This window comes from Oryzifoliimicrobium ureilyticum (assembly GCF_037199735.1).
Taxonomy (GTDB): domain Bacteria; phylum Pseudomonadota; class Alphaproteobacteria; order Rhizobiales; family Rhizobiaceae; genus Rhizobium; species Rhizobium ureilyticus.
Genome location: NZ_JBBBVQ010000011.1, coordinates 100,894 through 121,131 on the forward strand (window position 1 = coordinate 100,894; position 20,238 = coordinate 121,131).

Annotated in this window: 16 protein-coding genes; 6 read left to right on the forward strand and 10 right to left on the reverse strand. The window is 56.5% G+C overall.

What is annotated here, in order from left to right:
* Window positions 1-141 precede the first annotated feature (141 nt).
* The 10 genes from VQ830_RS16125 to VQ830_RS16170 form a co-directional block, all read right to left on the reverse strand.
* Window positions 142-2,886, reverse strand: coding sequence for a LuxR C-terminal-related transcriptional regulator (locus VQ830_RS16125; protein WP_337269164.1), 2,745 nt, complete (start codon window positions 2,884-2,886; stop codon window positions 142-144).
* An 88-nt stretch (window positions 2,887-2,974) separates the two neighbouring features.
* A complete protein-coding gene (locus VQ830_RS16130) occupies window positions 2,975-4,063 on the reverse strand; it encodes an S-methyl thiohydantoin desulfurase family protein (protein WP_337269165.1) in 1,089 nt (362 codons plus the stop codon).
* Window position 4,064: 1 nt separating this feature from the next.
* A complete protein-coding gene (locus VQ830_RS16135) occupies window positions 4,065-5,153 on the reverse strand; it encodes an S-methyl thiohydantoin desulfurase family protein (protein ID WP_337269166.1) in 1,089 nt (362 codons plus the stop codon).
* A gap of 10 nt (window positions 5,154-5,163) precedes the next feature.
* Entirely contained in the window at window positions 5,164-6,705 is a 1,542-nt protein-coding gene (locus VQ830_RS16140) for a hydantoinase/oxoprolinase N-terminal domain-containing protein (RefSeq protein ID WP_337269167.1), read from the reverse strand.
* A gap of 100 nt (window positions 6,706-6,805) precedes the next feature.
* Window positions 6,806-7,864 (reverse strand): ABC transporter ATP-binding protein, encoded by a 1,059-nt coding sequence (locus tag VQ830_RS16145; RefSeq protein WP_337269168.1) that lies wholly within the window; start codon window positions 7,862-7,864, stop codon window positions 6,806-6,808.
* Window positions 7,865-7,931: 67 nt separating this feature from the next.
* Window positions 7,932-9,035, reverse strand: coding sequence for an ABC transporter substrate-binding protein (locus tag VQ830_RS16150; protein ID WP_337269169.1), 1,104 nt, complete (start codon window positions 9,033-9,035; stop codon window positions 7,932-7,934).
* A 54-nt stretch (window positions 9,036-9,089) separates the two neighbouring features.
* Complete coding sequence (locus VQ830_RS16155; protein ID WP_337269170.1) at window positions 9,090-9,893, reverse strand: ABC transporter permease; 804 nt, start codon at window positions 9,891-9,893, stop codon at window positions 9,090-9,092.
* The gene (locus VQ830_RS16160; RefSeq protein WP_337269171.1) at window positions 9,893-10,825 is read right to left on the reverse strand and encodes an ABC transporter permease; all 933 of its coding nucleotides are present in this window, start codon (window positions 10,823-10,825) and stop codon (window positions 9,893-9,895) included. Before VQ830_RS16160 ends, VQ830_RS16155 begins: the two co-directional genes overlap by 1 nt.
* A gap of 35 nt (window positions 10,826-10,860) precedes the next feature.
* Window positions 10,861-11,622, reverse strand: a complete 762-nt coding sequence (locus VQ830_RS16165) for an aspartate/glutamate racemase family protein (RefSeq protein ID WP_337269172.1) — start codon at window positions 11,620-11,622, stop codon at window positions 10,861-10,863.
* A 455-nt stretch (window positions 11,623-12,077) separates the two neighbouring features.
* Window positions 12,078-12,905 (reverse strand): IclR family transcriptional regulator, encoded by an 828-nt coding sequence (locus tag VQ830_RS16170; RefSeq protein WP_337269173.1) that lies wholly within the window; start codon window positions 12,903-12,905, stop codon window positions 12,078-12,080.
* Window positions 12,906-13,039: 134 nt separating this feature from the next.
* On the opposite strand from VQ830_RS16170, the gene atzD reads away from it, so the two are divergent.
* From atzD to VQ830_RS16200, 6 genes are all read left to right on the forward strand, one after another.
* Entirely contained in the window at window positions 13,040-14,128 is a 1,089-nt protein-coding gene (gene atzD / locus VQ830_RS16175) for a cyanuric acid amidohydrolase (protein ID WP_337269174.1), read from the forward strand.
* Window positions 14,129-14,226: 98 nt separating this feature from the next.
* Complete coding sequence (locus VQ830_RS16180; RefSeq protein ID WP_337269175.1) at window positions 14,227-15,258, forward strand: BMP family protein; 1,032 nt, start codon at window positions 14,227-14,229, stop codon at window positions 15,256-15,258.
* Window positions 15,259-15,317: 59 nt separating this feature from the next.
* Window positions 15,318-16,805, forward strand: a complete 1,488-nt coding sequence (locus VQ830_RS16185; protein WP_337269176.1) for an ABC transporter ATP-binding protein — start codon at window positions 15,318-15,320, stop codon at window positions 16,803-16,805.
* Entirely contained in the window at window positions 16,802-17,857 is a 1,056-nt protein-coding gene (locus VQ830_RS16190; RefSeq protein ID WP_337269177.1) for an ABC transporter permease, read from the forward strand. Before VQ830_RS16185 ends, VQ830_RS16190 begins: the two co-directional genes overlap by 4 nt.
* The gene (locus VQ830_RS16195; protein WP_337269178.1) at window positions 17,854-18,756 is read left to right on the forward strand and encodes an ABC transporter permease; all 903 of its coding nucleotides are present in this window, start codon (window positions 17,854-17,856) and stop codon (window positions 18,754-18,756) included. Before VQ830_RS16190 ends, VQ830_RS16195 begins: the two co-directional genes overlap by 4 nt.
* A gap of 19 nt (window positions 18,757-18,775) precedes the next feature.
* Window positions 18,776-20,125, forward strand: a complete 1,350-nt coding sequence (locus tag VQ830_RS16200; protein WP_337269179.1) for an amidase — start codon at window positions 18,776-18,778, stop codon at window positions 20,123-20,125.
* The last annotated feature ends 113 nt before the right edge of the window (window positions 20,126-20,238 follow it).

A 20,238-nucleotide genomic window follows, 5' to 3' on the forward strand; every position in this document is an offset into this window, starting at 1 on the left:
GCTTTGCCACCGACAAGAGTAAACGCGGAGGACTTCGCGGTAGCATACGAAGCTGCAAACGACGGAGCATCTCGCATGTCCTGGCTAAAGACCCGCAAATTAACGCTTACGTTATTTTCAATTTGAAGCTTCCAGAAACCCTCATTCAGATTCGGTCAGCTTAAGATGTTTGCTGACTGATACCGCCATGCCGCGGCGGCTAACGCCGAGCTTGGAGTAAATGTTTTTCAGATGAAATTTCACGGTTGCCTCCGAAAGGCCGAGGCCTCGCGCGATTTCCTTGTTGCTGCGTCCTTCGGACAAAAACTTAAGGACCGTGATTTCCCGACCGCTCAGCAGGCCAGTGGCCGGCGTGGAGGTGTCCTCAACAAGATGTGCGTGCGCAGTCATGCGCGGTTGACGCCCAAAGCTATGCCCAACAATACGGCTCAGGAATTCTACAGCATCGGGGCTGAACACCTTCAGCCCGAAACGACGGACGATGGCGCGTAAGGTGCTGGCAAAACCGTGACCTTCATCTGCAAAAAGTTGTGTTGCCTCGTGCGTCCTTGCAAGGGCAATCGCTGATTGCAGATGGACAAAGGCCTCATGTTGCCGGCTTGCCTTCCATGCCGCTTGAACGGCCACGATCTCGGCCGACATGCGATGAAAGGCACGCCCTGAAGTCCGCGCGGCATCAATGAGGGTCTGGAGGACTTGCAATGCCTGTGGTGCATTTCCTTGCGCGAGCGCAAAACGCGCGCTTGCGAGATCAAAATCACAAGCTTCGCGCCACGTCCAATTGTCTGGACCGCCTGCCTCCTTGAGCATGTTCACCCACTCCACAGCCTGGGTTGCCGACTCTATCATGCCGTTCCTGACAAGGAGGTCGACCCGCATAATGGCCGCTGCAGTCTTGAGCCTCGGCAGGTTGCGTTCAACCGCGACCTCGTCTGCCTTATCCAGTGCGGCTGCCGCAGCGTCGAAACCACCGACATGAAAGCGGCTGCGCGCTAACAAAGAAAAAAGTCGCGTGAAGAGATCAACCCAACTTTCTCCGCGGATCAGCGGCTCCATAGATTCAGCCAGGGTTTGCTCCACATAGGTTACGTCACCCTGCAGATAGAGCGCATCGGCCGTCGCCAACCGCACAATCGCAAGCAGATTTCTGTCGGTCCAATGTACCCGCTCCACCAATCCTTCCGCTTCCTGGCAGAATTGAAGGGCAGCGGAGAATTCTCCCTTCAAGGTGCTGATCAAACCGAGATGGATAAGCATGAAGATCTGCGCATAGGGCGTTTTCTCTTCCCGGTAGTATCCTAGAGCCTTCAGGGCAGAGTGACGTGCTTTTTCCAAATCGCCAGTACGTGTGTAGATAATGCAAAGATGATTGAAGAGCCAACCTAACTCCCAGGTTGCGTGAGGCGGTAAAGCAGCGGTGGTATATTCGAGCCGCTCTGCCTGCTCCTTCGTCATCCGGCGGTCTTCGTAGACATCGATCAGGCTGTCGATATGATCGAGAACACCACGATCAACGGCGGCAAGCGCCTCGGTGGACCACTTGCCGTTTTCTTTCAGCGTATCGAGCCGCTCGCGCCCGGCGATTGGATTTCCGCGTTTCGACAGCACGACAGCGTAGCAGACCATCAATCCTGGAGAGGCATGCAGGACATCTGGCGGGAAATTATCGATGAGATGCTCCAGAACCTGATGGCCTGCTCTGAGGAAGATGTCGACACCCCCTGCTTTGCCGATGATTTCCTCCGCCATATGGAAATCGCCGCTTTGGGCTGCGTGCGACACGGCACGTTCGAGTTGCGTCCGATTGGCGAACCAGAGAGCAGCCTGGCGGTGAAGGGCCTTTTTCTCTTCATCTGATACGAACACTGCATCCCTTTCGAGACAGGTACGCAAGACCGGATGAAGGGAAAGCCAAGCATTTTTCCCGTTTTCTATAATTGGATGCATACTTTCGATCATCAACAAGTCGTTGTCGGACATGTCGCTAAAGCCGAGGTCTGATGCAAGATCGAGACGAAACTCCTCAAAGGGCGATAAGGTGCGCAACATCGACAGAAGTGCCGGCGACAGGCGGTTGACAACGGTCTCACGAACATAGCCGGTGAGGTCTGGATGGGTCCCGCTTAGCAGTGCCCGTCGTTCCTCATCAGTGGGGTTGCTCGCAAGGATGCAGGCAGCAAGCTGGGCAATTGCGGGCCATCCTCGTGTGACTTCCATGATGGGATCGGCAAATGCGGTCATCGAACTATTCGACAAAAGTCGCCGAAGGTCAGAGCGCCCAAACTCAAGGTCTCTTGCAGTTAGTTCCGCCAGAACACCACGGGCTTTCAGTCGCGCCAAAGGCAGTTGTGTCGGCGAGCAAGACGAAAATGCGATCCGCAACTTGTCAGGTGCCGATACGATGAGCTGCTCCATCAGCCGTTGTCGGTCATCGGCTGCAACCCCATCCACATTATCGACAAAGAGAATAGTCTGACCGTCGCGGCGCGCTATGGTCTCCATAACGTTCATCAATCCATCGGGCTTATCGACGATGGTGCCGAGGCCAAGTGACTGAAGCAATTGGCTTACGAAATGTTCGGGAGAAGCAATGTTTGATGCATCGAGCCAGGAGCAATGAGATAGCGTTGTCTCGTGCTGCCCGGGCAGAGTTAAGGTTCCAGCGACTAGCCTATCATAGGCTGCTTTCATCAATGCCGTCTTGCCAAAACCGGGTGGGGCGCGCAGGACGACGATCTGTTGTGCAAGTCCAGATGTCAATTTTGACAGCAAGTAGGGTCGCTCGATTGCGGCGAAAAGCATACGCGGCGGGCTGAACCGCAATCCTGACGCCGCAAAGGTTCTGACGGCATGGAAAGACTTGTCACGTATTACCTTGCTCGGCATCGGCTCTCCGTCATCCCTGAACGTCCCCTCCTGCCAGCGTTGAATGCAAGCGAGGTGAGCTGTATGAGTGACAGTTGCCACTCATCCGTCAAGAGCCGAGCGGCCGATAGGACTGTGAAAGGCCAAACGCACTAGGACCGAACACGGCGAGCGCCTCCGGCGTGCGCATGATAGGCGGCACCCGGACAGCCAACACATTTACGCGTTGTCCGTAGCGCAGCCTCTCGGTGGTGATGGCTTCGGCCGTATCGATATCCAGAATGGTGATGAGATCGGGTACGATCGCAAGCACCTGTTCGTCTTCATCCTCAGCCACAAGATTTTCGTTCTGTATACGTATCTTGACCTTGGGCTTCGAAGGATCGAACGGTTCGATCGTTGCAATTCCCACCGACCAGCCATTCTGCTCCTTGCGCGCGACATCGGACACTTTGCCCGACGTTATAATTTCTGCATGACCATAATGCGTGCCGGCAAAATAAGAGATAAGCGCCTCGACAGGATTAAGGTGTTGCGCGGCCGCTTCGCGCAGCGTCCGGCCTATTCCAATGGCCAACGACATGGTGGCGGGTACGGCTACTTCCTTCGTCGTCTTTCCGTCCATGCCGTAATTGACGATATAGGCCTGTCCGCCCATGCGGATCGTCACACCGCGTGCCAGCCATTCTGCCTTTGCCGCATCCTTTGTTTCGATCAGCACGCGGTTGCCGCGCTCATCCGCCACTGCAACGGGGCTTGCGGGCACTCCGTACACGTTGAATGTTTCCATCTCGAGCTGTGGAAAGGCGCGACCCATGCCATCGGCATCGATGACCGGAACGCGTTTCTTGGCGGCAAGGATGATCGGCACCATGGAATTGATGCCGCCCGCCTCAAAGGGAATAATCGCATCGGCGTTGATGCCCGTATGATCTTCATAGGTCTCGAGCGCGAGATTTCCTTCATCGCCGGAGGGAATTTTCTCGATGAGAATGGTTGGCGCGCCCATAGCGCCACAGGCAACCACGGCTGCGCCATCAGGCACGTCTTCAAGGGTCATGAGATCAACGGGGCCATATTGTTTTATTGCCGCTTTGGCCAGAAGCTTGCCGATATAGGGATCGCCTCCACCGCCGGTGCCGAGCACGGCCGCTCCAACAGCTAAATCGTCGATATCCTGATCAGTGATGATAGCCATTTCATTCGATCTCCTCAATGGAGGTAAAAGGTTCTTTCAGGCCGAAGCAAGCGGGTCCGAAAACGTCGAGAGCTTCGGGCGTACGCATGATTTCTGGTACAGAGACCGCAACGACCGTGACACGCTGGCCGTATCGCAGGTTTTCGCTGGTGATCGGTTCGGCGGTTTCGGTATTCATGATCGAGATCAGATCCGGGACGATGGCCCTTACTTTACCGTCTTGCCGGGCAATCAAGTTTTCATTCTGAATTTCGATCTCCATTTGTGAATGAAATGGTGCTGTACCATCAATCAGGGCGCGACCCATGGTGAAGCCTGCCTTAGTCTCGCGCATTACATCAACGATCTTGCCCTTGAAGATAATGCGGCCGAACCGATAGAGCGTGGATGGTAGGAAACTGAGCAGCGCTTCAATGGGGTTAAGATGTTGGTCATGAGCCTTTCGCAGCGCTTCGCCGATACGAATGGCGAGTGTGAGCGTGTTGGGAATTGCGGTGCGCTTCACCTCCGCGCCGCTCATGGCATATTCGGCGATATAGGCGCAGCCCCCCATGCGGATCGCCACCGCGCGCGACAGCCATTCCATCTGCCGATTGTCGACCGCCTCGATCAATGCACAATCGCCCCATTCGTTGCTCACCGCCATTGGTGAGCCGGCGACGCCGTAAACGCCGAAAGTCTCCATTTCAAGAAAAGGAAAGGCGCGGCCCATGCCGTCTGCATCGACGATCGGTAGCCCAAGGCGCGCGCCCACCACCAACGGGATTGTCGAGTTAATACCACCGATCTCGATCGGCATGGTGTAAGCCGCCTTCCTGCCGAGCCGTTTTTCCACCCGCCTTAGTGAGGCCACCGCCTCGTCGCCAGAGGGGATCTTTTCTACCAGAACGGTTGGAGCTCCCATCATCGCTGTCGGTATGACAAGGCAGTCATCGGGAAGATCCTTCGGATCGATCACCTCCACCTCACAACCCTCATCGAGGCACTGCTGAACCATTAGGCGTCCGACATAGGGATCACCGCCGCCACCGGTGCCGAGAAAAGCGGCTCCGACGGCAAGATCGGCCAAATGTTCGCGCGTCAGCTTCATCATGGCCCCCTTAACCGATCACCAGATCGCCGACCGCCTTGACGCGGATGCGGGTGGCACTGCCCGGCAAATAGGCGAGGGGTACTTCTTCGATATCCATGATTTTGACGGAGGCGGCGGTTGCACCCGCCTTGACTGCCCGTTCGGATGCTTCCGCCTTGGCTCCTGCCAGAACGGCATCTCGGGAGGTGCCTTCCAGCGAGAAGATCCGGTCTACTTCGCCGCCGACCTGCGCAATCGCAGCCCCAATCGCATTGGCAACAGAGGCGTTTTCCGGTCGCAGCACCTTTGAAGCAGAAGGTAGGTCGCGCGAAACCAGAATGGAACCACCACCGACGAGAATCACGGGCAAAGGCTCGGCGCTGGTCTTCATGCGGTCCACCGCCTCATCTACCATACGGTGCATCGTGTTGAGAGCCGCTTCAATTGTCTTTGCCGGAATATGCGCTACGCGGGCCCGGTCACCGATATCTTCGAGACCTGCTGCAACGACAATATCCGTGGTCGTCAGCGTGTCGCCTCCAAACACAAGTGCCTTGCTGGTGATCTCATAACCCACAGAGTCCGGACCGATTCGCTCTCCGTCATCGCGGACCAGCGAACCGCCCCCCAGGCCTATGGCCAGCACATCCGGCATGCGGAAGTTCGTGCGCACACCACCGATATCGACGGCAACAGCGGATTCGCGCGGGAAGCCATGCACCAGCATCCCGACATCTGACGTGGTGCCGCCGATATCCACCACCATCGCTTCCTTGGCGCCTGCGAGCATAGCTGCGCCGCGCATGGAATTTGTAGGCCCGGAGGCAAAGGTAAGTACTGGATAACGCTCAACATAATCTGGCGACATCAGCGTCCCATCGTTCTGGCTGATGAAAAATGGCGCCTTGATATCGAGCTCTTTTAAAGCATCACGGAAGGAAGAGACGACCTTTCTCGACAGGTCTGCCAGTGAGGCATTCATGATCGACGCGTTTTCGCGCTCCAAAAAACCGACGCGGCCAATTTCGTGGCTAAGGGACAGCGAGATATCGGCAACCTCGTTTCTGAGGATCTCGGCAGCGCGCAGTTCCATTTCCGGCGTAACTGGCGAGAACACCGACGTCACTGCCGCCGTTTTGAGGCCGAGGTTGCGCACGGTACGCGCGACCTCCATAAGCCCTTTTTCATCCAGCGGAGCGATCGTTCGACCATCGAATTCGTGGCCGCCGCGCAGCATGAAAGTGTGTCGGCCCAACGTATCGGCGAGATCTTTCGGCCAATCTGTCAGCGGCGGCAGACCTTTGGTTGCGGGGAGACCAAGGCGAATGGCGGCCACTTCTAGCAAGCGCTTGCGTTCCACAACCGCATTGGTGAAATGAGTTGTACCGATCATAACCGCCTGGATTTGGGAAACCGATACACCGGTCATCGCCAGGAGCTTTTTCAAGACGGCTACAATGCCGGAGCCAACATCGGCGGTTGTTGGGCTTTTGCAGGCGCCAAGAACCGCCGCGCCGTCCATCAGGGCAGCGTCCGTGTTCGTCCCGCCCACATCTATGCCAATACGCATCTCTCTTCTCCTGTGATTGACAAAGCAAAGCCGTCGCCTGCGACGCCAGGTTCGCGGGCGCTTCTGTTTCGCTCGATTACGTTGTGGGCGCCTCGGGCGGTTAGGCCACCAGCACCTCCGATCTTTCAGGATCCCAGCTTACGGCACAGGTCTGTCCCACCGAGAGCCTTGCGACATGCGACTGGTTCTGTCTTTCCGCAACCACGTCCTGACCGCTGACGGTAAGACGATACCGCACCAGGGCGCCTTGATAGGTTTCTGAGACCACGGTGGCGGGTAGACCGGTTCCGGCCTCACCGATGATCACATTTTCCGGACGGACCACTAGTTTCGCGGCGGATCCTGCCGCAAAATCACTGGCGGGAAGACGCGTCAGCACTGTGCCTCCACCAAATTCAATCGCAAGACGATCTCCCTCGCGCCCTTTCACGGTTACATTGAGGACGTTGGACTGGCCAATGAATGTCGTAACGAAGAGGGTTTTCGGGCGCTCGTAAATTTCCTGCGGCGTTCCAACCTGCTCAATGCGTGCCTTTTGCATCACGCCGATACGGTCCGACATCGTCAGCGCTTCGTCCTGATCGTGTGTGACGTAAACGGTGGTGATGCCAAGCGTCTTTTGCAGGTCTTTGATCCAGTATTTCATTTCCTCGCGCAGCGCCTTGTCAAGCGCCGAAAGCGGCTCATCAAGAAGCAGGATACGCGGATGGGTCACAAGCACACGCGCAAGCGCCACGCGCTGTTGCTCCCCGCCGGACAATTGCCGCTGGTAGCGGTTTTCGTAACCCATCAAGCCGACCTGCTTGAGCGCGAAGGCAACCGCTGTATCAATTTCGGCAGGCTTTTTTTTTCGAAGCTTCAAACCGAATGCGATGTTTTCCGCCACACTCATATGCGGAAAAATTGCGTAGTTCTGGAAAACGATACCAATATCGCGCTTTTCCGGCGGCAGGCGCGTCACGTCGTCCGAGCCAATCAAGATCTGGCCCGAGGTCGGACGAATAAAGCCAGCAATCATACGCAATGTTGTGGATTTACCGCAGCCTGAAGGCCCCAGCAGTGAAAAGAATTCACCCTGCTGGATATGCAGATCGATACCAGCGACCGCAACGTTTTCGCCATAGGACTTGACGAGGTTTCTGAGTTGAATATCCGACATCTGATCCGATTGCCCTTCATGTCTGCATCGAGTGGACAGCCTGGAAGGCTGTCCACTCGCATCTAGGTCAGCCTGCGAAAATCTCGTTCACTGTCTCTACGATTTCGTCTTCGTTCTCGAGATAGGCTTTCCAGTCCGGGAGCCAGAAATTCTTGATGGCGTCGGCACTGTTGACGATGCCGGCTTTCACAAGATTGTCCGGTAATACGGCATTGGAAACGGTCGGACGCAAATAGAATTCCTTGCCCATGTTGGTCATGAATGACGGCTCCAGTGCCCGATTGAGCAGCGCAAAGGCAAGCTTCTTCTGGGTGGGCTCCGAATAGCGGCTGACGGTATAGGTTTGGGTGAGGATAGGCTGAAGTTCTTTCCAATACATAACGGCAAAAGGAGCGCCCTTGTCGTGCGCCTGCATCGGTTCTGCGTCGCTCTGCACGGCGATCACCACCTCGCCGCGGTCCATGAGTGTTTGCATATTGCCAGTGAAGTCGGAAATCTTCGCGGGCATCAGCGCCTTCATCGCCTCGTAGCCGGCTTTCAGATCGTATTGATCCTTGCCGAACAATGAGCAGGCAACGAGGAAAAAGTCCATCTGGAGCGTGTTGGAGGTAATGTATGTACCCCGTTTGCCGGCGAAATCCGGCTTCCAAATGTCTTTGAAGCTCGAGGGAGGCGGATTAACGAGATCGGTACGGTAGGCGTGAACATACTGGTTGAAGGCCCAGGTAACACCAACGCCGTTCGATGTGGCGAATGGCCATAAATTCTTGCCATTCGGAACATTGGGCAGGATCTCATCGATTGTATGAAAGAAGTCGCCAGCACCGGCCGTCTTGAACATTTCCGGCAGGTTCCAATTGGTAATGTCGAGTGGCGGCTTCTTAGGGCCATTGGCGACAAATTTTGGGAACCACGGCCAAGTGGAGTCATATTCGATCTTGCAGTTAAAATCCTTCGCGAAGTTGGACAGGAGATATTTCTGGACGAGTTCGCCCCATGGACCTCCCCATTCACCAACGCGCAGCACCGCACCGCCCGCATCGAAGACAGAGCCATCGTATTTCACGTCTTGCGAGAAGGCATGGTTGATATTGAAGAGAGGCAAGGCTGTCGCGGCGGCGCCCAACTTAAGGAGCTTGCGGCGTGTAGGCGTAAAGATTGCATTGGACATGTCCATGTTCCCCTTGTTGTTCGAACTTATGGATACGGTTTATTGCCGACAGCTTTAGCCACCGAAAATGTGCTTCAGATTGACGAGACGGGAGGTCGTCACCATCGAAACGACCACGAGAATGATTGCAAATATGCCTGCGGCGGCTGCAGTCGGCTCGAAGGCGTAGCGTAACGCCACATACATCGCCATGGGCAACGTTTGTAAATTGGGCGTCGACAGGAACAGCGTCACCTCGAATTGACCGAAGGAAATAATAAAAGCGAAGATGGTGCCTGCCGAGATTGCCGGAGAGATGATTTTCAAGGTGACCAGGCGAAAGGCAGTGAAGGGCGATGCGCCGAGCGAGCGGGCAGCTTCTTCCAGGCTTCGATCAAAACCGACCAGGGCCGCCGTCACGGTTGCAATGACAAAAGGGCAGGTGACAATGACATGGCCGATGACGAGCCCGATCATGCTTCGGGCGAGCCCAATGCCGGTTGTTACATAGAAAACATAGAGTGCAAGACCGAGAACAACGCCTGGTAGCACAATCGGCATCATGAACAATGCACGCAGGGGGGCGACAAACATGCTCGTCGAGCGCGTCAGGAAGAGCGCCGCCATGGTCCCAAGGATGGTGGAAATGATAGTTGAAATGCCGGCAATCGTAAAGGACACCCCATAGGCCGCAAGGAACGTCGGTGAGGCGAGAAAGGCATAGACCCAGCGCAGAGAAAGCCCCTGCGGCGGAAAGGTCAGGTATTCGCCGGAATTAAGACCGGACAGAATCACGATGACGACGGGTGTTAGAAGAATGACAAGCGTCAGCGCCGAGAGAAGCTTGAAGACCAGCGGAATAGATGTCTCTTCGCGCATCAGCTGCGTCCTCCCGTGGTGCGCATGGCAGCGCGGTGATAAACCGCGATAGCCATCAAGCTTGTGACGAAGAGCACGACTGCGATCGCTGCGCCGAATTGCCAGCGTCCTGTTTCAGCGACCTGCTGATAGATATGGATGGGCATGACCATGACCTTCCACCCACCCATCAGTGCAGGAACGACGTAGGACGAGATAGCGAGCGCAAAGACGAGCAGCGTCCCAGCCAGAATCCCCGGCATGGATAGCGGCAACACAATGGAGAAGAATGCTTTGCTGCGCGATGCGCCGAGCGAACGCGCCGCTTCCTCTAGAGAAGGGTGTATGGACTTAATGATGCCGATCAGCGAAAGCACCATGAAGGGCAATGTAATCTGTACCAGCCCTACAATGACGCCAAATGTATTGTACATGAGCGGCAACGGCGCCGAGACGATACCGAGACGCAGTAGAGTGCCGTTAATGAGGCCATTGTCTCCGAGCAAAACCATCAAGCCGTAAAGCCGAATGACCATATCGAGCTGCATAGACGATAGAACCAGGATCATGAGCAAGGTATTCCGTCCCGGATTTACCGTCTTGGCGATGACATAGGCGAGGGGATATCCGAAGAAGAGGCAAATGAGGGCAACGACCGCCGAAATGCCCGCAGAGCGCAGGATCGATTCATAATAAATAGAGCGCGTAAAAATACGCACAAAATTGTCTAACGTAAACGCGCTTGAAAGGTTAATGACGCCGGCAACCGATTTGTTGAACGCAAGGCCGAAGAGCGAGGCTGTCGGCACGACAAAGAATATGATGAAGAACAGCAGCGCGGGCAAGATTAACAGCCAGGGGCCTGCGTGAAGCACAACACCGCTTTTATGCTGACGCAGAGCCGACGCTTCGTCTTTTTTCCCTGTGGCCGAGCTTATTGCCGTTGATGTCATCTTTCCTTCCCGTCCTTCTGGTCTCACTCGGCGACCTACGACGACATAGCTCCGCGCAAGTCGTCAAAGCCTAGCAATTCTTTTTCGGGCGGTGCCGGAAAGGTTGTTCTGCTTTGTGTCAGGCTCGCCCTGACAAGACCTGCCGCGACGCATACGGCTGTCGGAACCGGATCGATGACGGGAACATCGATCCCCTTTTTCAGCAATCCCTCTCGCAGACCTGAAGCGCAGCCCATTAAACCGGTGCAGCCAAAGATCAGCGCATGCGCACCATCGTGCTCGACAGCTTTCCTACCTTCCTCCACTAAACGATCTACTGTGGTGGTCAGATCTTTCTCAAGATCGAGGACCGGTATGTCGACACTGCGCACGGACGCTAACTTGGTCGAAAGCCCGCACAAGGCGGCTGTATTTTCAAACGATGGTATCAAACGCCGCATAACGGTGATCACGGAGAACTTGTGTCCGAGCATGGAGGCAACATGCATGCCGGTTTGACATGGTCCGATCACCAGGATGTTGGAGAGTTCCCGACTGGCGCGCAGGCCGGGATCACCCATGCAATCGAGGATGACAGCATCGACGCCATCGTTCTCGGCACGTAGGATCTCAAGCAAAGTGCCTGGAACGGACACAGCCACTTCGAACTCGCTCTCTATCGAGGCTGGGCCAGTTGCGATCTGGGCATGGGACAGTCTTATACCGGGATACTCAAGTGCTTTCAGATCCGCCAGCTTGCGAAAGCCACGCGTGACAAGGGGCGAAAGGACACGAACATGAACGGTATTGTCACGCATTTTCGATACCTTCTCTAGCCTTGGCTCTTTTTTGCCGATGCCCGGCAACCTAGCCTTCAGAGTCGCTGGTCAATGCTGCGGATCTCGCAGGCGCTATCCCGGTTGATCCGATGTCCTTACGGTGCACCGGCTTCAAATTGGGCGAAAGGGTTCAGGCGAATAGGCCTGAAGCTGTTTTGGACGGGTAGGATGGTAGGGCGAAAGTCAAATTTCCTATCCATTTGGATAGGCAAACACTAAAAAAAGCGTCAAAAACTTGCTGATTGGCTAAGCAGTGGTCTCTCGATGGCTAGAAATTGGGCGGCCGTGTCTCGTTGATGGTATCGAAGCGGCTCCCCCTGCCTTTGAAGACAGGCTATTTAGGTGAGCATTACACGCCTGGCGCGGGTTCTTACAAATCGAAGTTTCAGCCACTTGCCTGGAAAGGAGGAGCTCAGCTTCTCTAGAAGATCTCGTCAGCGGGGAAGATGGTTGATTTCACGCGATGTAATTTTCTTGACTTTGGGTGAGCCGCCGAATTCAACCGTGATGCCTTTGGCACAGATTTCGACCAATTCGCCCATGGCCTGGGTGCGGGCTTCCGTAATCCGGCTGCTTGGTCCGGCTATGGAGACAGCCGCATGAACACTTCCCGTCTCGTCGTAAATCGGCGCGGCGATACATCGCAAACCGAGGGCAAACTCTTCGTTATCGACTGAAAAACCGCGCTGGCGAATAAGCGCTAGCTCTTGAGTGAGTGCATCAAGAGTCGTGATGGTATGGGTGGTGTAGCGGGTCATGCCTTTGCGTTCGATAATGGCGGCCACCTCCTCCGCACTCATGTGCGCGAGGATCATCTTTCCGGCGGCAGACCGATGCATTTCCGCTCCCCCGCCAGGTCTCGATATCGCCCGCACCATTTGCTGGCTCTGGACTTGTGCCATACAAACAACTTCCGATCCGTCGAGCGTGAAAAAGTTGACTGTTTCTCCGCTCGCGAGCATCAGGCGGCGCATAAAGGGAATGGCGATTGTGACCATGTCGCGAGACCGCGCGAATGCATTTCCCACGAGGAATGCTTGCACGCCGACGCTCCAGCACATGCTTGCCGGATCAAAACGTACAAACCTCTGGCGCTGCAATGTCGTCAGGATGCGGTGCGCGCTAGAAGGGGGAAGAGAGACTTGAGCTGCGATGTCCTTCAATGTCAGGCCGTCATCAGACTCGCCCAGGCACTCGAGAATGGAAAGGGCGCGATAAATGGACTGGACGCTGCCGCTTTCTTTAACATTTTGCTTTTCCATGGAAATTCCCGCTGACCTATGACCTTGCTGTGCGGTTCAATGAGCCCATCATTCCACATCGTGAAATTTATTCCAATCAACTTGCACAGAAATTAGCCTCGCATAAGATATAGGCAGTCAGCGAGGAATAGCGGATGCAAGTTGGTGTTCACAAGGTCAAGATGGGAAATCCCGGTGACGTCTCAGATCTCAAGCGGCAGATCGAGGCGGGTAGCATCAATCCGCGTGAGATCGTCGCCATGATCGGCAAGACGGAAGGCAATGGAGGCGCGAACGACTTCACCCGTGGGTTCGCGACGCAATCTCTGTCACTGCTTCTTGCTCCCTATCTCAATCTTTCTCCAGACGAGGTCACCAGGCGCATCGCCTTTGTATGGTCGGGCGGGACCGAAGGCGTGCTGAGTCCGCACACGACAGTGTTTACGCGATCTGAAGCGGCACCCGCCGCTGGAAAGCGTCTTGCCCTCGGCATTGCCCTCACACGAGACTTTTTGCCGGAAGAGGTGGGCACGATGGTGGAGGTCCGAGAGGTTGCTAATGCGGTCCGCAAAGCACTCGACGAAGCCGGGATCGATGATGCGAACGACGTTCATTACGTTCAGGTCAAAGGCCCGCTACTCACGCCAGCCTTGGTCGCCGATGCCGCAAGTCGTGGCGTGAAGCTCGTCACCAATGATCCAAACGGTTCAAAGCCCTACGCCAGAGGTGCAACTGCTCTTGGCGTTGCCGTCGCGCTCGGCGAGGTGAACGAAGCCGAACTCACCGATGATGCAATTGCCAAGCGGATGGACCTCTACTCTTCCGTAGCAAATACCTCAGCGGGCGGCGAGTTGCGCAATTGCGAGATCCTCCTGTTCGGAAATTCCGCGAAAGCTGGCGGTGATTTGAGAATCGGACATGCAGTTTTGAAAGATGTTGTCGACGGCGACGCGGTGCGCGCTGCCATTTCCAATGCGGCGGGCGATGATGTCAGTTCACCTGTTGCCTTGGAGCGTGTGAAGGCCATCTTTGCCAAAGCCGAGGCGCCGGTTGGTGGGATGCTGCGTGGATCACGCACAACCATGCTGTCCGATGCCGATATCAATTACGAGCGCCATGCGCGTGCTGCATTGGGTGCGGTCATCACATCCGTCACCGGAGACGCAAAGATCTTCGTTTCCGGGGGAACCGAGCATCAGTGCAAGCCGGGCGAAGCGCCGATCGCGGCCATCGTTCAAGTTTGAATTCTCCCAAGCACTCCCTCCATCCGGCGGGCGGGGGTGTCTATGCCGATGCCGGTTGCAACGAAACAAAAAGCAAGAACCACAGAGGGTTTATCGCCATGACCAGAATCATTTCACGTTGCCGGCGTCTGTCGGCAGCGACCGCTATTATCATGCTTTCTGCAGGCTTTGCGGGTGCCTTCAGCGCCACGTCTGCCAATGCCGAAGACAAGGCGGCTATCCTGCTTCCCGGCAGCGCCAATGACCAGAGCTGGAATGCGCTTGGCTATGCCATCGTAAAAAGTCTTGAACCACATGGGTTCAAGACAGCTTACAGCGAAAACGTCGCCGATGCCGACGAAGCCGAAGCCGTTCGCGATTATGCAAGCCAGGGCTATAACATCGTTCTCGGTCATTCAGGACGCTTCGTCTCGGCTATGCAGCAAGTCGCACCAGACTTTCCAAAGACACAGTTTATCGCCGTGAGCGGTAACGAAGGCGCCGAGCCGAATGTTATGTCCATCGACTATAACAACGCGCAATTTGGTTGCCAGCTCGGTCTTCTGGCCGCAAAGATGAGCAAAACCCATAAGGTCGGCGGCATATACGGCCTGCAAGGCGTGCCTAACATCACGGCGCAAGCGGGCGCTTTCAGGCTCTGCGCGACAAAGGCAGGCGCTGAGGTCACCATTCTCTACATCAAGGATATGGAAGATGCCGCACAGGCGAAGGAAGCTGCCTTTTCGCTGATCGGCAATGGCGCAGATGTTCTGACCGGCAAGTTGAATGCCGCCGAGGCAGGTCTTGTTCAAGCCGCAAAGGAAAAGAAGGTATTCGTCACCGGGCGCGGTTTCGATCAGACAGCCATCGCACCCGATCTCGTTTTGACAAATATCGTGGAAGATTGGCCGTCAATGATCGGCAGCACAGCGGACGAGGTCAAGGCGGGTAAGCTCTTCGGCACTTTCGTGCAGTATGGCTACGATAGCGGCAAGACCACAGGTGCATCGCTGAAATACAGCGCAGACAAGGCGTTTGGACCGGCTGTGCCTGAAGCGGTTGCTAAAGATGTCGAGGCCATGGCTGCCGATTTTGCTTCGGGTAAACTCAAGATCACACCGACCGACAAGGATGCCCGTAGCGGCAGCTGATGCTAAAGCGGGGGCGCGACATGCTTCGCGCTTCCACCTTTGTCTAATCGAGGATTTCGATGGCGGCTCTTCTGGAAATGCGCGGCATGGTGAAGGTCTATGGCACCCTGCGCGCCAACGACGGTATCGATCTGGATGTCTTTGCAGGTGAGATCGTTGGCTTGCTGGGCGAAAATGGCTCCGGAAAGAGCACGCTGATGAAAGTGCTCTTCGGCATGGTCGAAGCCGACGGCGGCGGCATCGTATTCCGTGGCCGTGAGCTTTCCGACCATCGCCCGCGCGAGGCCATGGCGCTTGGTATCGCAATGATCCACCAGCATTTCATGCTTGTCGACGCCATGACGGTTCTGGAAAACATCATGCTAGGATGGCCGGAAGCGGGCAAGCTATTGAAGCGGCAGGCGATCGCCGAGAAAATCCGGGAAACCAACCGTCGGCTTGGCCTTGACCTGGATCCCGATGCGCGTGTAGCGGACCTGCCTTTAGGACGAAGGCAGCGCGTCGAGATATTGAAGGCTGTGCTGCGAGACGCTGAACTCCTCATTCTTGACGAGCCGACGTCCAATCTTGCGCCAGTGGAGGTGCGTGATCTGCTCATCATCCTGAAGCGTTTGCGCAGCGAGGGAAAGGGCATCATCTTCATCACGCATAAAATGCCGGAAGTCATCGAAGTCTGCGACAAGGTCGTTGTTCTCAGGGCCGGAAAGGTTTCTGGTAAGGCCGTGGTCGCAAATACCGATAAGGCGCAGCTTGCCGAGATGATGGTCGGCCGGGACGTCACCACGCCTTACGTGGTGAAAGCGCAGGAGAAAGGCCCCATTCGTCTTTCCGTGCGCGAACTGACAGGAGACGGCATCGGTCCCCTCGATTTGGAGGTTCGCGGCGGCGAAATCTTAGCCATAGCCGGCGTTGATGGAAATGGGCAACTGGAGCTGGCAGAAACGCTGGCGGGACTGCGGCCTCTTACTGCCGGACGAGTGACCCTTGACGATGGCGATATTACGCTTGCGAAACCGTCAGATCGGACAGGCGCTGGGCTTGCCTATATGCCGGCCGATCGCTCGATGACGGCTCTCGTCAAGACTATGACGATCATGGAAAACCTGATGCTGCGGGATGTCGCCCGCCCGCCCTATAGCTTAGGACGTTTATTGACGATGATGCCGGCCCGCCGCAGAGCGGAGGCTTTGATGCAGGAGTTCGATATCCGGGCATCATCGCCGCTTACGAAGGCTGGCAGTCTTTCTGGCGGCAACCAACAGAAAATCGTGATTGCACGCGAGCTTGCTCGTCGCCCTTCAGTGCTCGTGGCCCACCAGCCGACCTGGGGGCTCGACCCCGGCGCAACGCGCTTCGTTCTTGAGCAGATCATCGCTTTGCGGGATGCTGGATCTGCCGTGATCTATATCTCTTCCGAACTGGAAGAAGTCCTTGCAGTGGGCGATCGCGTTGCAGTTTTGGCAGGAGGCCGACTTGCCGGTGTCGTGGCACGCGAGGCCGTCGACATGCCGCAAATCGGCTTGTGGATGTCGGAGCGGGCTGCATGAGCAATAGTGCGTTAACGCCGAGCGAAGCGCCGCAGCGCTTTTCCCTACGGCTACAAAAGGACGGCTTTCTGCCGCGGATCCTCGTCGCACTGGGCCTGTCTGTCGTGGTAGCGGCCGTGCTTATCTTGCTTGCGCAGAAAAATCCGCTGGAAGCCTTTTCGGCGCTGTTGGCCGGCGCCTTCGGTTCGCCGCACCAGATCGGCGTTGCCCTCAATCGCACCTCACCTTATCTGTTTGCCGGCGCTGGTCTTGCTTTGTGCTTCCGGGCCGGCGTCATCAACATGGGATCTGATGGTCAGATCGCCATGGGCGGGATCGGGGCGACGGCGACGATCCTCGCCTGGCCGGGCATACCGGGGCCCGCAGCCGCCATAACGGCTCTCGTCGTGGCGGCTCTGGCGGGCGGTCTATGGGCGGGACTTGCCACGGCAATTCACCTTTTTCGACGCGTGCATGAGGTCCTGGCGACGCTGCTGTTGAATTTCGTGGCGCTGCTGCTTGTTCAATTGTTGCTTTCCAGCGTACTCGGCCAACCAGGCGCGGGCTTTCTTCAGTCCCCTCTGATGCCAAGGACCGTTTGGTTGCCGCGCATTCCCGTTTTCGATTTTCATATCGGCATCGTCCTCGCCGTCCTTGCTGCAGCTTTGGTTTCCTTCCTCCTATGGAAAACAACTTTTGGCTTTGGCGTCCGTGTTGCCGGCCGTTCCAGACCCGCTGCGGCCTATGCCGGTTTCTCGATCGCCGGCATTACTTGGCAGCTCATGCTGAGTGCAGGCGCTATGGCGGGGCTTGGCGGCGGCGTGGAAATCCTCGGACTGCAGCATCGGCTGATCGAAGGGTTTTCCAGCGGATTTGGGTTCAAGGCCGTTACCGTCGCCTTGCTGGGCGCGCTGGAGCCTGCGCTGACCATTCCTGCGGCCCTCTTCGTCGGCTTTCTCGAAACGGGAGCCCTTGCCATGCAAAGGCAAATCGGCGTGCCTTCATCGCTTGTCACAGTCATCGAGGCCGCGACCATGCTCTTTATCCTAGCCGCAACGGTGCGTCGAACATGATCGATTTTCTTGCTGCCGCCATTCGTATCGCCACACCCCTTATTTTTGCTGCGCTTGGGGGGATTTTGTCCGAACGCGCAGGTGTCTTTGCGGTGGGGTTGGAGGGCATGATGCTGACCGGGGCATTCGCCGCAGTTCTCGGAACTTGGCTGACCGGCTTTTCAACTGCTGGCGTAATATTCGCGGCGATTGGCGGTGGCGTGATGGCCACCTTTGTTGCCATCGTGACGGTACGACACCGGGCAGATAATATGGTGACGGGCCTGACCTGCAACATCCTGGCGCTGGGGTTGACCACTTACATCATGCGCATCGTGTCGGGCAGCGGCAGCCCAATCGCCATCCATCTCGACCCCTTGGCATCCTGGGCTATCCCCGGCCTGTCGAAGATCCCAGTTGTCGGCCCCCTGCTTTTCATCCAGCCCCCTTTGACCTATCTGGCGCTGACCGGTTGTGCGATCCTTTCGTTCCTTCTTTACAGGACGCAAACGGGCCTCATGCTGTGCGCGACGGGCGAAAATCCTGAAGCTGTCTTTGCGGCGGGTAGCAACCCCATGAAAATCCGCATCGCTGCAGTCATCGGATGCGGTGCTATCGCTGGTATGGGCGGAGCAGTTCTTTCCCTTCAGCAGGTTGGAACTTTCACCGACGGAATGACAGGGGGTCGTGGCTATCTGGCACTTGCCTCCCTGATTGTCGGGCGTTGGAACCCGTGGGGTGCGGCTGCTGCTTGTCTTGTGTTCGGCGCGACGGAGGCACTCGAGCTCCGACTTCAGTCGATGAGCGTTCCCGTCAGCTCTTATGTCATGCAGATGGCTCCCTACGTCATCGCACTTGCCGTGCTCGCTGGGCTCGGACGTTCCAGCAAATTGCCGGCGTCCATCGGCAAACCTCTCTGATTGACGAAAGGAAATGACCATGCCGGAGGATATCGGCGACCTGTGCAAGGCGCTGCGAAGCGGCGCCTTGACGGCTGAAGCTCTGCTTCAGCGCTGCTTTGAACGGATCGAGAAACTGGATGGCGTTCTCAACAGCTTCGTCGCGATCGACTATGCGGGCGCAGAAAATGCTGCCCGCGAGAGTGACAAGCACTTGGCGCAAGGCAAAGCACGCTCCGCGTTGGAAGGCATTCCCTTGTCGATCAAGGACAACCTTTTGATGAAAGGCGTGCCTGCCACATGGGGCAGTCGCGCGCTAAAGGAATTCGTTCCCGAACAGGATGAACTGCCGGTTGCGCGGTTGCGAGAAGCCGGTGCTATCCTGATCGGCAAGACCAACGTGCCGGAACTGACGCTGGAGGGATATACCGCAAACGATCTCTTCGGTGTGACTCGCAACCCCTTGGACACGCGATTGACCCCAGGCGGCTCGTCCGGCGGCGCGGTGGCTGGCGTCGCGGCAGGACTGGTGCCAGCCGCCATCGGCACGGATGGCGGTGGCTCGATCCGTAGACCGGCATGCCACACGGGACTTGTCGGCTGGAAACCTTCAACAGGACGCGTTGCGCGGGCCCTGGGCTTTCCCGCCATCCTGCTCGATTTCGAAGTAATTGGAACGGCGACCCGCAATGTTGCTGACGCGATCCTTCTCGACGGTGTCTTGAAGGGCTCGCATCCCCTGGACCGTCGATCTTTGCTTCGAGAAGCTCCTTCTCGACGTTCCGGCAATCCAAAAATCCTTTATATCCCACGGTTTGGCGACAGCCCGGTCGATCCACAAATCACCAATGCCATCGATGATTTCGCAGAGCGCCTGGCGGGTCTAGGGGGTGATCTCGTGCGGGGTAAGATCGTTTTCGATCTCGATCTTGCAAATAAAATTTGGCGCATTGTTTCCCGATCGGGTGTCGCCTATCTCATGCGTCAATACCCTAATCTCGCTTCGCTGGGCGGCGTGTCTGCTCAGGTAATGGCGGAAGATGGGAACACGATCAGCGGTGCAGACTATGTCGAGGCGCTCGAAGGGGTCGCTGCGCTACGAGCTCGAATGAGAGATGTCTTTGCAGACTACGATTTCATCCTTACGCCCAGCGCCGCAGCACTTCCATGGCCTGCAGAGGATGCCTATCCGGATCGGATTGACGGAAAAACTGCCGGGCCAAGAGGTCACGCCGTTTTTACTGGGTGGGTAAATATCGCTGGACTTCCAGCCATCAGCCTTCCCGTCGCGACATCCAAGGACGGTCTACCCATCGGAGCTCAGCTTATCGGCGCTTTTGGAGATGATGATGCTCTCTTGATGTTCTCGAAAGTTGCGATGGGAGGGTAACGTGGCGGATCGGCTGTCTGAGGTCCTTGGTCAAGGCTTATCTCCTCCCGCATAAGACTAGCGAAACGCGATCCCGAATTTCGGGCCGGTGCTGTCGGGCCAATCCCCTACCG